The sequence below is a fragment of the Natrinema marinum genome (assembly GCF_024296685.1).
GTDB lineage: Archaea > Halobacteriota > Halobacteria > Halobacteriales > Natrialbaceae > Natrinema > Natrinema marinum.
Genome location: NZ_CP100763.1, coordinates 3,185,911 through 3,200,058, shown reverse-complemented (window position 1 = coordinate 3,200,058; position 14,148 = coordinate 3,185,911). Strand labels below are relative to the sequence as shown.

General features: G+C 66.7%; 13 protein-coding genes. 4 read left to right on the top strand and 9 right to left on the bottom strand.

Annotation, left to right across the window (positions count from 1 at the left end):
* Positions 1–11: 11 nt before the first annotated feature.
* Complete coding sequence (locus tag NKH51_RS15895) at positions 12–1,589, top strand: sensor histidine kinase (protein WP_254762649.1); 1,578 nt, start codon at positions 12–14, stop codon at positions 1,587–1,589.
* A 38-nt stretch (positions 1,590–1,627) separates the two neighbouring features.
* On the opposite strand, the gene NKH51_RS15890 is transcribed toward NKH51_RS15895, so the two are convergent.
* Entirely contained in the window at positions 1,628–2,377 is a 750-nt protein-coding gene (locus NKH51_RS15890; RefSeq protein ID WP_254762648.1) for a hypothetical protein, read from the bottom strand.
* Between the two features lie 79 nt (positions 2,378–2,456).
* Positions 2,457–3,257, bottom strand: a complete 801-nt coding sequence (locus NKH51_RS15885) for a sulfurtransferase (RefSeq protein ID WP_254765169.1) — start codon at positions 3,255–3,257, stop codon at positions 2,457–2,459.
* Positions 3,258–3,538: 281 nt separating this feature from the next.
* Here NKH51_RS15885 and NKH51_RS15880 point away from each other — a divergent pair, with 281 nt between their 5' ends.
* Positions 3,539–4,396, top strand: a complete 858-nt coding sequence (locus NKH51_RS15880) for a sulfurtransferase (RefSeq protein ID WP_254762647.1) — start codon at positions 3,539–3,541, stop codon at positions 4,394–4,396.
* Between the two features lie 105 nt (positions 4,397–4,501).
* Here the strand turns inward: NKH51_RS15880 and NKH51_RS15875 are convergent, their stop codons facing one another.
* Complete coding sequence (locus NKH51_RS15875) at positions 4,502–5,734, bottom strand: polysaccharide deacetylase family protein (RefSeq protein WP_254762646.1); 1,233 nt, start codon at positions 5,732–5,734, stop codon at positions 4,502–4,504.
* A 162-nt stretch (positions 5,735–5,896) separates the two neighbouring features.
* On the opposite strand from NKH51_RS15875, the gene NKH51_RS15870 reads away from it, so the two are divergent.
* On the top strand, positions 5,897–6,532 hold the full coding sequence (locus NKH51_RS15870; protein WP_254762645.1) for a rubrerythrin family protein: 636 nt from the start codon (positions 5,897–5,899) through the stop codon (positions 6,530–6,532).
* A 380-nt stretch (positions 6,533–6,912) separates the two neighbouring features.
* Here NKH51_RS15870 and NKH51_RS15865 read toward each other — a convergent pair whose 3' ends face one another.
* The 4 genes from NKH51_RS15865 to NKH51_RS15850 all read right to left on the bottom strand — a co-directional run bounded on the left by NKH51_RS15865 (position 6,913) and on the right by NKH51_RS15850 (position 9,436).
* Positions 6,913–7,185 (bottom strand): DUF7553 family protein, encoded by a 273-nt coding sequence (locus NKH51_RS15865; RefSeq protein WP_254762644.1) that lies wholly within the window; start codon positions 7,183–7,185, stop codon positions 6,913–6,915.
* 93 nt (positions 7,186–7,278) lie between these two features.
* The gene (gene thiM, locus NKH51_RS15860) at positions 7,279–8,109 is read right to left on the bottom strand and encodes a hydroxyethylthiazole kinase (protein ID WP_254762643.1); all 831 of its coding nucleotides are present in this window, start codon (positions 8,107–8,109) and stop codon (positions 7,279–7,281) included.
* Positions 8,106–8,771 (bottom strand): thiamine phosphate synthase, encoded by a 666-nt coding sequence (thiE, locus tag NKH51_RS15855; protein WP_254762642.1) that lies wholly within the window; start codon positions 8,769–8,771, stop codon positions 8,106–8,108. Before thiE ends, thiM begins: the two co-directional genes overlap by 4 nt.
* A 59-nt stretch (positions 8,772–8,830) precedes the next feature.
* Complete coding sequence (locus NKH51_RS15850; protein ID WP_254762641.1) at positions 8,831–9,436, bottom strand: GNAT family N-acetyltransferase; 606 nt, start codon at positions 9,434–9,436, stop codon at positions 8,831–8,833.
* A 281-nt stretch (positions 9,437–9,717) separates the two neighbouring features.
* On the opposite strand from NKH51_RS15850, the gene NKH51_RS15845 reads away from it, so the two are divergent.
* Positions 9,718–10,677 carry an AEC family transporter gene (locus NKH51_RS15845; RefSeq protein WP_254762640.1) on the top strand — a complete coding sequence of 320 codons (960 nt, stop codon included), beginning with the start codon at positions 9,718–9,720 and terminating at the stop codon, positions 10,675–10,677.
* Between the two features lie 44 nt (positions 10,678–10,721).
* Here the strand turns inward: NKH51_RS15845 and NKH51_RS15840 are convergent, their stop codons facing one another.
* Positions 10,722–12,443: a Coenzyme F420 hydrogenase/dehydrogenase, beta subunit C-terminal domain gene (locus tag NKH51_RS15840; protein WP_254762639.1), complete on the bottom strand. Its 1,722-nt coding sequence runs from the start codon at positions 12,441–12,443 to the stop codon at positions 10,722–10,724.
* The gene (locus NKH51_RS15835) at positions 12,433–14,133 is read right to left on the bottom strand and encodes a nitrite/sulfite reductase (RefSeq protein WP_254762638.1); all 1,701 of its coding nucleotides are present in this window, start codon (positions 14,131–14,133) and stop codon (positions 12,433–12,435) included. Before NKH51_RS15835 ends, NKH51_RS15840 begins: the two co-directional genes overlap by 11 nt.
* Positions 14,134–14,148: the final 15 nt, after the last annotated feature.

Below are 14,148 nucleotides of genomic sequence, written 5' to 3'. Positions count from 1 at the left end.
CACAGTAGCAAATGGCCGAGCGATCGGACTCGCCCGGACCGCAGGAAAGCGACGTTGCGACGGCCTATGGGCGTATCACCGACGCCGTCTTCGCGGTCGACGAGGAGTGGCGGTTGACGTTCTGCAACGAGCGAACCGAGCGGTTGCTCGAGCGATCGGAGACGGAGTTACTCGGAACGGTCGTCTGGGACGGCGTCCCCGAGGCGGTCGGTTCGGCGCTTCGGGACGAGTACGAGCGGGCGATGCGGACCCAGGAACCGGTCGCGTTCGAAACCGTCTCCGAGTCGCTCGCCGCCAGCCTCGACGGGCGTGCGTATCCCTCCGAAACGGGGCTGACGGTTTCGATACGGATCGGCAGCGAGCGCACGCGGCGGGCGGCACGACTCCGGGACCGCGAACGGGCACTGCAAGACGCCTACGAAGTGATCGCGGACCCCGATCGGCCGTTCACCGACCAGATCGAGTCGCTGCTGAGCGTCGTCCGGCAGACGATCGGCACGGACTACGCGACGCTGTCTCATGTCCACGAGGACGCCGACGAGTACATCTTCGAGGCCGTCGACGCGCCCGCCAACGCCGACTTGGAGGCCGGTGACGCCACCGCGCTGTCCGCGACGAACTGCGAACGCGTCGTCAACGCCGAACGGACGCTGGTCCTCGAGGACGTCGACGCGGACGCGCCGGAACTCGCCGACCGGACCGGGAACGCCGAGTGGGGCATCTCCTGCTATCTCGGCACGCCGGTCTCGGTCGGCGACGAGGTGTACGGCACGTTCTGCTTCTACGACATGGAGGCGCGGGTCGAGGAGTTCACCGACTGGGAGGTCACGTTCGTCGAACTGCTCGGCAACTGGGTGAGCGCCGAACTCGAGCGCCGGCAGTACGAGCGCGACCTCGAGGCGTCGAACGAACGGCTCGAGCAGTTCGCGTACACCGCCTCCCACGATCTCAAAGAACCGCTGCGAATGGTCTCCAGTTACCTCTCGCTCGTCGAGGATCGCTACGGTGACGACCTCGATTCCGACGGTCGGGAGTTCATCGCGTACGCCGTCGACGGCGCCGAGCGCATGCGCGAGATGATCGACGGCCTGCTCGCCTATTCCAGGGTCGAGACGCAGGGCGACCCCTTCGAGCCCGTCGATCTCGACGCCGTGCTCGAGGACGTGCGGAGCGATCTGCGGTTCAAGCTCGCGGAGACCGACGCGACGCTCTCGAGCGAGTCGTTACCTCGCGTCGAGGGAGACGCGGATCAGTTGCGGCAAGTGTTCCAGAACCTGCTAACGAACGCGATCACGTACAGCGGCGACGAGCCGCCGACGATTCGCGTCGCGGCCAGCCGAGCGGAAAGCGACTGGCTCGTCTCGGTCAGCGACGAGGGGATCGGCATCGATCCCGACGACCGGGAACGGATCTTCGACGTCTTCGAGCGGCTCCACAGCCACGAGGAACACGCCGGGACGGGGATCGGGCTCGCGCTCTGTCGGCGTATCGTCGAGCGCCACGGCGGCGAGATCTGGGTCGATACCGAGCCCGGAGAGGGGGCGACGTTTCGGTTCACGCTACCGACCGTCGACGGAGACGACTCCTGACACCGCAGTCGCGCCCCAGCGCCGCTATCGGGTCGGCACTACGCCGATTCGGGGTCGACGATCGAAAACGGGACGGTGTACTCCTCGAATCCGGTGTCGAACACCGCCGTTCGCTCCCCCGCCCCCGCGTCCTCGTCGATCGTTACGTAGGTCATGAAGCTGGCGTACGTTCCGCTGTCGACCTGCTCCGAGAACACCTTCGGCGGCGCGCCTGACACGTCGAAAACGCCTTCGAACGAACCCGGTCCACCCTTGTTCCAGACCCGAACGTCGAGCCCCATGAACGCACCGGGCCGAACCTCCGGGTCGGCGTCGAACGAGACGTTCGTGAACCGGGGCGGGTTCGCCAGGCGATCCAGAACGTCCCGGTAAACCGAGTTCGATTCGCCGCCGACCAGCACGGCCCCGCTCTCGGCCGCCACGTCGCGAGGGACCTCGAACCCGATCTCGAGTCGGCCGTCCCTCGTCGCGGTGAACGAACCGGTGTACTCGGTCCCGTCCAGTCGAAACGCGACATCGCTCGCGTCGACCGTCGCTGCATCGAACGCGGCGACGACGTACTGGTGGCCCTCGGTCGCGAGGACCTCGGGCCGTCCCTCGTCGGTCGCCGGACGGACGTACTGGAGCGTCGCCGAGAGTCCCTCGAGTTCCACCGACGCAGTCGCGTCCGGGTTCTCGGCGGTCTCGTTCGACGGCGAATCGCCGGTGCTCGAGGACGAACAGCCCGCGAGCGCGCTCGCGCCGGCGGTCGCGAGGAGGAACCGACGCCGGCCGATAGCCGCATTCATGGCTCCCGATTCGTGTCGATGACCATCAACGTACGGGATAGCAATAGGTCGGCGGCCGGCTCGCGGGCGATCGGAACAGTTACTCGTCGACCGGGCCGCGCTCGACTGCGCCGTCGTTTTCGAGCCACTCCGTCAGGCTCCCCTCGTAGAAGGCCACGTTCTCGTAGCCCAGCGCTTGCAGGACGACGTAGGTGTGGCTGATCCGGCGCGCCGTGTTACAGTAGAGGACGATTTCGCGATCCGGGGTGATCCCGTGGTCGGCGAGCAGGTCCTCGAGTTCGGCTTCGGGTTTCAGCCGCCGCGTCTCGTCGTCGACGGCCTCGCGCCAGTCGAACCGCACCGCGCCGGGCAGGCGGGCTTCCTCGAACTCGTCTTTCTCGCGGGTGTCGACGAACAGGGCGTCGCGCTCGAGGGCGTCCGCGACGGCGTCGTAGCCGACCAGCGGGCTCTCCTCGGGTGCCAGCGGATCGGGCTCGTAGTCGGTCGGTTCGATCTCGAGCGCGTCGCTCGTGGTCTCGTACTCCCGGTTCCAGGCGCTGTAGTCGCCGTCGAGCAGGCGCACGTCGTCGTGGCCGTACTCGAGCGCGGTGAGGACGAAGCGGGCGGCGAAGACCCCGTGGGTGTCGTCGTAGGCGACGATCGTGTCGTCGGGCTCGATCCCCGCCGCCCCCAGCAGATCGGCGAAGGCCTCGGCACCGGGCAGGGTGCCCCGATCGACGTCGCTCTCGTCGCGGTAGCTGTCGAACGGGATGCTCACCGCACCCGGAATGTGGCCGATGCCGTCGTACTCCCAGGCGTCTCTGACGTCGACGATGCAGACGGTGGGATCGTCCAGACGCGATGCGAGCCAGTCGGGGGAGACGACGACGGTTTCGTCCATTAGGCGATCCATACGAAACGCAGACCCGAGTACGCACCGATTTCGCACCGAATTTCGGCTACCGGGACAGTGGCAATCTTTGCTGGTGTCCGGCGAGAAATCCCCTCGGTATAGCCCAAAATGTACCGAGCGAGAGCCGACACCGCCGGATTCGGTCGCCAGTCCGACGAAAACGGCGCTCGAGCGCCGAGTGAAGCGGCAATTTTGTCCGACAGGATCGACCGGTGTCCGAATTGACCGGTTAAGAAGTCCCTTTGTGTGTCGCCATTGAACGGCCGTGTATGGCAAGCGACTACGCCAACGACGTACTCGTCACGGCCGATTGGGTCGAGGAGCGACTCGAGGACTTCGAAGACGACGACTCCGACCTCCGGCTGGTCGAGGTCGACGTCGACACGGAAGCCTACGAGGAAGAGCACGCCCCCGGCGCGATCGGGTTCAACTGGGAGACGCAGCTTCAGGACCAGACCCAGCGAGACATTCTCGAGAAGGCGGACTTCGAGGACCTGCTCGGCAGCCACGGCATCAGCGAGGACGACACGGTCGTCCTCTACGGCGACAACTCCAACTGGTTCGCCGCCTACGCCTACTGGCAGTTCAAGTACTACGGCCACGACGACGTCAAGCTGCTCGACGGCGGCCGCGAGTACTGGCTCGAGAACGACTATCCGACCACCGACGAGGAGACCGACTTCTCCGCGACCGAGTACGACGCCGCCGGCCCGCGCGAGAGCATCCGCGCCTACCGCGAAGACGTCGAGAACGCGATCGAGCGCGGCGTTCCGCTCGTCGACGTCCGCTCGCCCGAGGAGTACTCCGGCGAGGTCCTCGCGCCCCCGGGACTCCAGGAGACCGCCCAGCGCGGCGGCCACATCCCCGGCGCGAAGAACATCTCGTGGGCCGCCGTGACCAACGACGACGGCACCTTCAAGACCTACGACGAGCTCGAGGAGCTCTACGCCGACGAGGACATCGACGGCGACGAGACGACCGTCGCCTACTGCCGCATCGGCGAGCGATCCTCCGTTGCGTGGTTCGCCCTGCACGAACTGCTCGGCTACGACGACACCGTCAACTACGACGGCTCCTGGACCGAGTGGGGCAACCTGGTCAACGCCCCGATCGAGAAGGGCAACTGAACGGCACAGCGTACGACCGACCGAGCAATTTTATCGCATCCGTTGTCGTCGTCCCTGCAAAAAGAGCGCCAGCAACGCGACGGGGACTCGATGTCTTCTGACCGACTACGGCTCGTAGACGTGATTCGACGCGACCTCGTCCGGGCCGACGACCTCGAGATCGCCGGCCGATGCGGCGTCCGCGAGGTACGACATCGTCTCCTCGAACGCCGCGGCCGTCTCGCCGGAGAGCTCCGGATAGGAGAGGGTCGTGATCGTCCGGAACTGCGCCGTCCGGTCGATCAGTTGCTTTGCCTCGTCGGCCGACGGCCCGACCGCACGCGGTGCGAGCGCCGGATTCAGCAGGTCGGCGTGACCGGCGTAGCCACCGACGAAGCCCAGCTCGTGGTGTTCGTCGACGAGGGTCATCGCCGTCTCGTCGTACCGGTTGAGCGGATAGGCAAAGTAGCTCGCGCCGTCTTCGAACCCGTTGCGCTCGAGCCAGTCGATCGCGCCCCGAATCTCACGTTGTTGCTCGGACTCGCTTTTCCCGACGAGGCCGCTGCCCGACTGGCCCTGACTGCCGATCGTCCAGCCCTCGCTCGAGAGGGTCCCTAACTGGTCGCTGCTGAGGTAGCCCTCGCGGCCGACGTAGTTCGTCGGGACGAACGCCGTCGCGGGAAAGCCGTGGTCGGACAGCGTCGAACGGGCCCGCGTGTAGGCGGTCTCGGTGCCGTCGCCGAACTGGATGAGGACCTTCCCCGTCTCCGGTCGGGAGACGAAGTAGAGGTCGTCACACCAGACTGTCGCCGGGTCACCCTCGCCGGCCCACGCCGAGATTTTGACGTGTTTGATTGCACTCAGGTCCGGGTCGCCGTCGGTACGGGCGACGCTCGGATTGTGGTGAAGCAGCGGTAGCCCCGGCGGGACATCGGTCTGGAGGAGGAGCCGATTCCCGCCGGTGTCGGTGAGCTGCACGAACGGGGCGATGTCCTGCTCCGACGCCAGTGCCAGCGCGGGGAACTCGTTCGAGAGGTCCCGCGGCGTGTCGAAGCGCCGTTTGATCATCACCCGCGTCTCGGCTTCGGTCGCTTCCATGCGGCCGGACTGGTCGCCGACGTACGCCCGGTCGGTGTCGAGTTCCAGCGAGCCTTCCATCACTTCCCACATCGAGAGGTCGTCGAATCGGTCGAACGAGCCGGCCTCCTCGTCGATCGTCTCCTGCGGGGCGTCCGTCTGGGTGGTGTTCCCGTCGTCGCCGTCGTCGGGAGTCTCGTCGGACGCACTCGAATCGCTCAGGGCGGCGCAGCCGCCGAGGGTCGCCGCGGCGGCCGTCACGAGATACGCTCGTCGTTTCATTCCGATCGATGACAGTCCGGTGATCGATATTGTTATGCCGCGGTTGGGGGTTCACTCGCGAACCGTAGCCGCCGCCTATCGCCCGCCACCGCGGGCGCGGCTGGTCGTCTCGGCTGCCGCCGTCACGATAGACATAACTCGAGCCCTCCCGAAGGTCTCGCCATGACCGATCCGGACACGTTCGTCGAGACCGTCAGCGAGGCAAACCAGACCGCACTCTCGCGACTCGGCTCCTCGAAGTCGCTGTACGCAGACACCGGCGGCGACATCGACACCGAACCCGTCCTCGAGGCGACCGCCGACGCCGAGTACGCCGCCTGGCAAACCTTCCTCGAGTGGGCCGACGACGAAGCCGACGACGAGGCCCGCGCGGCCTTCGAGGCCACGGCCGAGGAGGAACGAGACCACTACGAGACCGTCGACGGCAAACTCGCCGACGACGAGTACGAACCCGAGGAAGTCCCGAACCTCCACGAGTACCTCCGGGACCGCGAGGAGACGGTCGAACGCGTCGGCGCGTTCGTCGGCCGCATTCTCGCGAGCAAGCGCTCGAAAGACCAGGTCGTCGGCTACTTCGTCGGCGACGCCGACCCCCAGACCGCCAGCCTGTTCCGCGGCTTCGGCGAGGAACTGGACGACCAACTCGAGCGCGCTACAGAGTTGCTCGAGGACGTTTGCGAGACCGACGAGGACTGGGAGCGCGCCGAAGAGGCCGCGACGGGCGCGATTCAGGCCGCCTACGACGAGTACGTCGAGACGCTCGAGGGAATGGGCGCGAACCCGAAACCCGTCTGTTGAGCGAGACGGTCAGCCGTTTCGTGGGAAGAACGCGCCGCAGTCTATGGAAAGTGGTGCGGCGTCCTCTGCCTCGTTCCTGATCGATCAACTGGCCACGGTGGCGTGCGCTGGTGGTCGGCCGAGCGAAAGCGAGGGCGACCAGTGATACTGCGCGAGGGACGAGTGAGTGAGCAACGCGAACGAACGAGTCGGCTGGGGAGGACGAGGAGGTCCGGTGTTGCCACGATAACGGACTCTGACCCCGATTCTTCGATCTCGAGGCGACGCGTCGCGATCGCTCACTCACAGACGCTTTCGCAGGCCACGTAACAACGTCGAATCGATACTCCTCGAGCCGCTGAAAAATACTCGTCCCGTCCTCGATCCTCGACGCCGAACCGCTAAACACCCTCGACCGTCGACCGGAACGCGCTGATCGACTCGAGCGCGTCCTCGAGGTTCGATTCCACGTCGCCGCCTTCGTCGTCGGCGATGTCGTTCAGGATGTGTTCGTGGCGCGCGAGCTGACCGTGGTCCGGCCCGCGGTCGGCGTCGGCGTAGTCCGCGAACTTCGCTGCCTGATTCTGGAGTCGCTCCTGTGCCTCCTCGTCGGACGCGGCGTCGGCCGCCTGTTCGATCGACTCGGCCGCGTTTTCGAGTTCGTCTCGAGCCATAGCTCACAGTTCGTTCCGGGGGATGAAAACGGTTTCAATCCGTTCCGACCGACGGGAATCTCAGGAATCGTGATGGGTTCCGATCGGCCCCACTCAGAGGACCTGTTCGGCGCGGTCTGCAAGATCGAGAGCGGCGGCTGCGTCGCCGGTCAGGCCGTAGACGGCGTCGCGGAAGTTCGTCCGGTAGCTGCCCGGCCCCGCGTACTCGAGGTCGGCCGCGCGCTCGCCGGCGATCCCGAACGCGAGCGTGCCGTGGACGGCCGCGGCGTGGGTGTCCTCGAGTGCACCACAGAAGGTGGCGACGGTTGCACCGAGCATGCAGCCGGTGCCGACGACCTCGCCGAGCATCTCGTGGCCGGCGGCCAGTTCGACCGCGCCGTCCGCGTCCGCGACGATGTCGTCGACGCCCGAGGCGACGACGACCGTGTCGGTCGAGTCGGCCAGCGAGCGGGCGGTCCGCTCGATCTCCTCGTAGTCGCCGACGGATTCGACGCCCTTGACCTCGGCCTCGAGGCCCGCGAGTGCGCTGATCTCGCCGTAGTTGCCCTTGATGACGGTGAAGTCGATCTCAGAGAGGAGGCTCTCGGCGACCGCTTGCCGCGAGGGCGTCGAGCCGACGCCGACGGGGTCGAGGACGACCGGAATCCCCCGTTCGTTTGCTTTCCGGCCGGCTTCGTGCATGGCCTCGACGCGGCCGTCGGGCACCTGGCCGATGTTGATCAGCACCGCGCGCGCGAGGTCGGCCATCTCGCCGGCGTCGCCGAAGGAGTCGGCCATCACGGGCAGCCCGCCCCAGTGGAGGGTCAGGTTCGCCACGTCGTTGATCGTCACCGTGTTGGTCAGATGCTGGACGAGCGGCTCCGTCTCCCGAACTGCGCGGACCGAGTCCGCGAGGTCCGCGGCGGCGATGTCAGTGACACTCATTCGTCTGCCCCTCCGTGATCGATGGCCTTCGGGGTTTCGACAGCCGCCGCGAGCGCCTCCGTCGCGGATCGCGGGTCCGGGGCTCCCGTGATCTCGCTGATGACGGCCACGCCGGCCGCGCCGGCCTCGGCGACCGGCCCGGCGTTGTCAGCCGTGATACCGCCGATGCCGACGATCGGGATCGAGACGGCGTCGGCGATCGCGGCGATCCGCTCCGGCCCGACTCCGTCCTTGCCGTCGGCCACGTCCTTCGAGGAGGTGCCGTAGACCGCGCCGACGCCGAGGTAGTCCGCGCCCTCGGCTTCCGCCTCCCGGGCTTTGGCGACCGTCGCGGTCGAACAGCCCACGATCGCGTCGGCTCCGAGCAGGTCCCGAGCCACAGCGACGGGCAGGTCCGACTGGCCGACGTGGACGCCGTCGGCGTCGATCGCCTGTGCGATGTCGATCCGATCGTTGACGATGAGGTCGACGCCCGCCTCAGCCGTCAGCTCGCGCAGTTCGTGTCCGAGTTCGTACCGCGACCGGGCGCTCGAGTCTTTCTCGCGCAACTGGACGGCGTCGACGCCGCCGTCGATAGCCGCCCGAACGATCTCGAGCGTCGATCGGTCGCCCGAGAGCGACGCCTGCGTGACGAGGTAGGTTCGCCAGCTCGAAGGATTCATGCGAGATACCAGTCGGTGGTCGAAGAAAGCGGCTTCGGTCTGTGGCGGTCGCGATCCGTTCAGGGCCGGCCGAGGGACGACTCGCCCGACCGGACGAGCGATTCGCAGTCCTCGTCCTCGCGGACCGCAGGAAACGGACGCGGACGGTCGGGCTCGTCTGGCTTCTCAGCCAGCGGCCGCCGCCACCAGGCCACGTCTCGCCACTCACCGTCCGCGTAGCCGATCGCCGGAAAGTCGACCACACGCTCGAACCCTACGGACTCGTGGAACCGCTCGGTCCCGGGGTTGGGAACCGTCGTCACGGCGTAGGCGTCGCGGATCCCCTGACGCTCGAGGACGGCGAACAGCGACTCGTACAGCGCCCGGCCGACGCCCGAGCGGCGGATCGACTCGGCGAGATAGATCGATAGTTCGACGACCCACTCGTAGGCGCGGCGCGTTCGCAGCGGCCCCGCGTAGGCGTAGCCGACGACCTCCGTATCGGTTTCGCAGACGAGCCAGGGATGCGTCTCGAGGGTCGATTCGATCCGGCCGGCTATTTCGGCCTCGGTGGGCGCGGTTTCCTCGAAGGTGACCGCTGTCGATTCACAAAACGGGGCGTAGATGTCGCGGACGGCGGCCGCGTCCGCCGGCGTCGCGACCCGGATTCGGGCGTCGGCTCCCATACGCAGACGTTCCGTGCACGCCGAATAAACGCGCCGAAGCCCCAGGCTACTCGGGTAGTTCCACCGCGAGAACGGCCAGCCTCCCGTCGTATCTACACCTTGTGACCAGAGCTACTTAAACGGCGAGCGGCGACGGGAATCGAGTAGCAGATTCCGGCGACGGCATCGTAAGCCCCATAGGGAGCACGAGGAGTAGCTGACCCCGTAATGCAGGACACGACCGGTCGGGGGCAGCCGAGCGCCTCGAGCCGAACGCGCGGGTGCGGGGCGAGCGCTGACCGATGACCGACCTCCTCGCGATCTTCGCCTCCGCGGTCGGGCCGATCGTCGCCATCGCGGCCGTGGGCTACGTGCTGGCCACCGTCAGAGAGATCGATCCGGAGCCGCTGAACACGGCCGTCGTCTACGTGTTAGCTCCCGCGCTGGTGTTTCACAGCCTCGCGACGACGAGGCTCGAGGCGTCGACGCTGCTGCGGGTCGCAGTCGGGATCGGCGTCTTCACGGCCGCGATGTGGGTGATCGCCGAACTCGTCGGGCGCGCCGTCGGCGAGGAAGAACCGGCGCTGAGCGCCCTCGTGCTGGTCGCGATCTTTACCAACTCGGGGAACCTCGGCATTCCCGTCTCGGACTTCGCGTTCGGCGCGGTCGGCCGTCAGACGGCCGTGCTCTTTCTCTCGGTCCAGTCCGTGCTGATGTACACCGTCGGCGTCTACGTCGCCTCCCGGAGCAGCGGTTCCGCCGGCCTCGAGGGCGTCCGGCGGGTGTTCTACATCCCGCTCGTATACGCCGTCGTCGCCGCGCTGGGCGCGCGTGCGCTGGATATCGTCCCGCCCGCTGACACGGCGGCGATGGAGACGCTCCAACTCGTCGGCGACGCCTCGATCCCGCTCATGCTGCTCATCCTCGGGATCCAGCTCGCGCGTTCGAACACCGCAACCGCCGTCTCGCGGGCCTGGCCCGCGACCGCGCTCAAGATGGCCGTCGCCCCCGCCGTCGGTCTCGGGGTCGCCCTCCTCGTCGGCTTCGAGAACGCGACCGTCGCGCGCGTCTTCGTCCTCGAGACGGCGATGCCCGCTGCCGTGACGCCGCTGATTCTGGTCATCGAGTTCGCCGGCAGCGCCCGAACCGAGGGCGTGCTCGTCTCGGAGTACGTCTCGACGTGCGTCTTCCTGACGACGCTGCTGGCGATCCCGGCGCTGACCGTCCTGATCGCGATCTTACAGTCCGGGATCGTGATCTGAGTCGTGACGAAACGAGCGACGAAAAATCGGGAAACGATTCGACCTTAGTGCCCCTGATCGTGGGGATTCAGCGCCGTGCCGTAGTTCTCGGCGTGGTCGGTGTAGTCGATGAACCGCGGCGCATCGGGGTCGAAGGGCCGCTCGAGACTTTCGAAGGCCTTCTTCTTGTCCCAGCCCTGAAGCTTGCCGACCGCCGACTTGTCCTCGAGATCGTGGTAGTCGAGTTTCGGCTCGGTCAGCTCCCACGCCTTCATCCCCTGCTCGGTGCGGATGATGACGCTCGAGTACTCGTCGGAAGAGCCGACGGAGCCGACGGTGATGTCCGAACAGAAGCCGGTGAAGTCGGCACACTCGTCACAGCCTTTGAGCGCGGCGTCGTGGAAGTTCTCGATGTCCTCCTCAAGAATCATCTCGCCGTCGTGGCCGTAGACCATCATCTTGCCGTGGAGGACGTCCATCTTGCCGATCTCGTCGGGCGAGATGTCGCGTTTTTCCTCCAACTGCTCGCCCATGAGGCTGTAGTAGTTGAAGTTCTTGGTGCACATCAGCGCGATCGTGTAGTCGACCGCGCGAATGCCCTCGTTCTGGGCCTGGTAGTCCCACTCGAAGTCCTGGAGAGCGCGGATACCTTCGATCTCACAGGGGGTGCCGACGATCGCCAACGAGAGGTCCGCCCAGTCCTTGTCGGGGAGCTTGTGCTCCCACTGTTCGAGATCGAGGTTCCCCAGCGCGAGGGTCTGATTGTAGACCGTGCCGGCGTTTGCGATGAGTTCCTCGGTCGTCGTCGCGAGGAAGCTCTCGGCCTTCCAGGGTTCGTCCTCGCTCTCGGTGGCGACGAGCGCGCCGTCGATCTCGCCTTCCTCGAGTAGGGTCGCGAGGACGCCGGTGACGACGCCGCCGTCCTGGGCCCCGTCGGTCCAGTCGTCGTCGACCTTCGCGGAGAACTCCGTGATCGGGTCGCCCGCACCCTTGACGTTGTCCTCGCCGCCGGTGATCTTCCACTGGCGCTCGTACCGGAGCCCGCCGCGGGGACAGAAGTCCCAACAGAGCGAACAGCCGGTGCACATCTTGACCAGTTCCGGCAGGCCGTCGTCGCCGACGCCGATCGAGTCCGACGGGCAGGCGGCGACACAGGTCCCACACTGGATACAGCGGCCGGCGTCGATGACGGCCTCGTCCAGTTCCATGAACCAGGTCTTCTCGTCCGGCGTCTCGATGTCGTTCATCTGCGACCGGATCGAGTACTCCGGCGTGTCCAGATCGACGCCCTCGGGAATCCCGACGCGGGTGTCGGGCGCGTCGTCGTAGACGTCCTGACTGGCGTTCTCGGCGGGCTCGGTGAACTCGAGGTCGCCGAGTTCGCCCATCTCGTCGACGTTGGCGACGCCGGCACCGTCGGTGGCGACCGGCTGGTCCGTCGTCGTCTCTCGGGTCTTCTCGCCGCAGGTACAGGTATCGGGCGAGCAGCTGTCGCCGTCGGAAGCGCCGCCGTCCGTCGCGATTGCACCCTCTCGAGCGTGATCCGTCCCCTCGCGAGAACGGGACGCGCCAGCGCCGGCGTCCGGCACGATGACGGCGTCGTCATCGTCGTCCGAGTCGGGGACGCGGGGGAAGCGACGTTCGTCGTCGCTCCCTCGCGGGTCGCTTCGCTCCCCGCTCGCTCGATCCGAGGCCGAGCGCAGCGAGGCCTCGCGGCTCGCGTGTCGCTTCGCACCCGCTCGCTTCTTCGAGGACTCACTACGTTCGTCCTCGCGGTCAGTCCCCATGGGCAACACCTCGCGCAACCGGTGCCTCAGCGCTGTTCATAACCTGCCGGAGCCGATCGTTGTCGACGCGACGACACCACTCGTAGAACTTCTCGCCGTCGTCGCGATCCTCGGCGTAGGCATCGAACAATTGCTCGAGTGCTGGGATCACCGAATCGGCGGGCACCGCGTTCTGAATCCAGTCGAGGAACTCGTTTTCCGCACCCAGCGAGCCGCCGAGGCCGAAGTCCATCCCTTCGACGAGGTTGTCGCCCTCCTCGTTGGGGCTGTCTTCGTCCTCGAGTTTGACGGTCTCGCCGCGGAAGCCGATGTCGGCGATCTGGGGCTGGGCACAGGAGGCCGAGCAGCCGGACATGTGCATCCGGATGGCCTCGATGTCGTCGGGCACGTCGATGCGCTCGTCGAGCTCGCGGGCCCAGCGCTTGGTGCGCTTTTTCGTCTCGATGATGGCGTAGTTACAGAACTCGTTGCCCGTACAGCCGACCGCGCCCCGCGAGAACGGGCCGGGGTCGGGACTGTACTCCTGAGCGAACGGCTCCGCGAGGAGGTCGTCGACGTTCTCCTCGGGGATGTGAGTGATGAGGAAGTTCTGATCCGTCGCTAGACGGACGGAGGCGTCCTCGGTACCGTACTCTTTCGCGGCGCGGGCGGCCTCGGCAAACTCGTCGCCGCCCATGCGGCCGGCGATGACGTTGAAACCGACGTACTTGAGGCCGTCTTGCTTCTGGTCGTGGACGCCGACGTGGTCGCCCTGGTAGCCGACGGTCAGGTTCTGGCCGCCGGTCGGGAGATCGACGGTACAGCGGTCGCGGATCGCTTCCTCGAACTTCTCCGGGCCGAGCTGTTCGACGAGATAGCGCATCCGGCAGACGCCGCGGTTGTTGCGGTCGCCGATCTCCTTGAACGTCTGGGCGACGGCGCGGCAGAACTCGACGGCGTCCTCTGGTTTGATGAACACGTCGAGTTCGGAGCCCATCCGCGGTCCGTCGGAGAGGCCGCCGCCGACGCGGGCGTGGAAGCCGTAGAGGTGCTCGCCGTCGATCTCCTTTTTCGCAGGGACGAGGCCGACGTCGTTGATCTGGGACTGCGCGCAGTCGTGGGCACAGCCGGTGATCGTCATCTTGAACTTCCGCGGGAGGTTGGCGTACTCGCGGTTCTCCGTGAAGAACTCGTTGACGGCGTCGATGACCGGCTGTGCGTTGAAACACTCGTGGTCGTCGAGACCCGCGGCGGGGCAACCCAGCACGTTCCGGGCGGAGTCGCCACAGCCCTGAACGGTCGTCAGGCCGACCTCGTCGTAGCGGTCCCACATCTCGGGGACATCCTCGACGCGGATCCAGTGTTTCTGGATGTCCTGACGGGTCGTGATGTCGAGGTAGGCGTCGCCCCAAAGTTCGTTTTGCTCCTCGCCGCCGTACTCGTCGGGGGCGACCGCGAGGTCGTCGGTGACCTCGCCGATCACTTCGGCCTGTTCGGGCGTCAGGTAGCCGCCGGGCGCCTTGGTCCGGATCATGAAGTAGCCCTCCTGCTTTTGGGCGTACATCCCGGCCCACTTCAGGCGCTCCCACTCGCCGCCGCCCGCTCGCTCTTCGATCTCCTCGAAGGAGAGTTCGTCCTCGGCGTAATCGTAGACGTCGTCGACGACATCGAGGGGGTGTTTCTCCTGTTTGTGCTCTTCGACTGTATTCATACGAACCACCCCGTG

What these genes read in the sequence shown, in the direction of transcription:
- NKH51_RS15850 (WP_254762641.1), bottom strand. Translation starts at nt 9,436, where the DNA reads ATGGGAGCCGACGCCCGAATCCGGGTCGCGACGCCGGCGGACGCGGCC.
- NKH51_RS15840 (WP_254762639.1), bottom strand. Translation starts at nt 12,443, where the DNA reads ATGGGGACTGACCGCGAGGACGAACGTAGTGAGTCCTCGAAGAAGCGA.
- NKH51_RS15890 (WP_254762648.1), bottom strand. Translation starts at nt 2,377, where the DNA reads ATGAATGCGGCTATCGGCCGGCGTCGGTTCCTCCTCGCGACCGCCGGC.
- NKH51_RS15875 (WP_254762646.1), bottom strand. Translation starts at nt 5,734, where the DNA reads ATGAAACGACGAGCGTATCTCGTGACGGCCGCCGCGGCGACCCTCGGC.
- NKH51_RS15870 (WP_254762645.1), top strand. Translation starts at nt 5,897, where the DNA reads ATGACCGATCCGGACACGTTCGTCGAGACCGTCAGCGAGGCAAACCAG.
- NKH51_RS15845 (WP_254762640.1), top strand. Translation starts at nt 9,718, where the DNA reads ATGACCGACCTCCTCGCGATCTTCGCCTCCGCGGTCGGGCCGATCGTC.
- thiE (WP_254762642.1), bottom strand. Translation starts at nt 8,771, where the DNA reads ATGAATCCTTCGAGCTGGCGAACCTACCTCGTCACGCAGGCGTCGCTC.
- NKH51_RS15835 (WP_254762638.1), bottom strand. Translation starts at nt 14,133, where the DNA reads ATGAATACAGTCGAAGAGCACAAACAGGAGAAACACCCCCTCGATGTC.
- thiM (WP_254762643.1), bottom strand. Translation starts at nt 8,109, where the DNA reads ATGAGTGTCACTGACATCGCCGCCGCGGACCTCGCGGACTCGGTCCGC.
- NKH51_RS15895 (WP_254762649.1), top strand. Translation starts at nt 12, where the DNA reads ATGGCCGAGCGATCGGACTCGCCCGGACCGCAGGAAAGCGACGTTGCG.
- NKH51_RS15865 (WP_254762644.1), bottom strand. Translation starts at nt 7,185, where the DNA reads ATGGCTCGAGACGAACTCGAAAACGCGGCCGAGTCGATCGAACAGGCG.
- NKH51_RS15885 (WP_254765169.1), bottom strand. Translation starts at nt 3,257, where the DNA reads ATGGACGAAACCGTCGTCGTCTCCCCCGACTGGCTCGCATCGCGTCTG.
- NKH51_RS15880 (WP_254762647.1), top strand. Translation starts at nt 3,539, where the DNA reads ATGGCAAGCGACTACGCCAACGACGTACTCGTCACGGCCGATTGGGTC.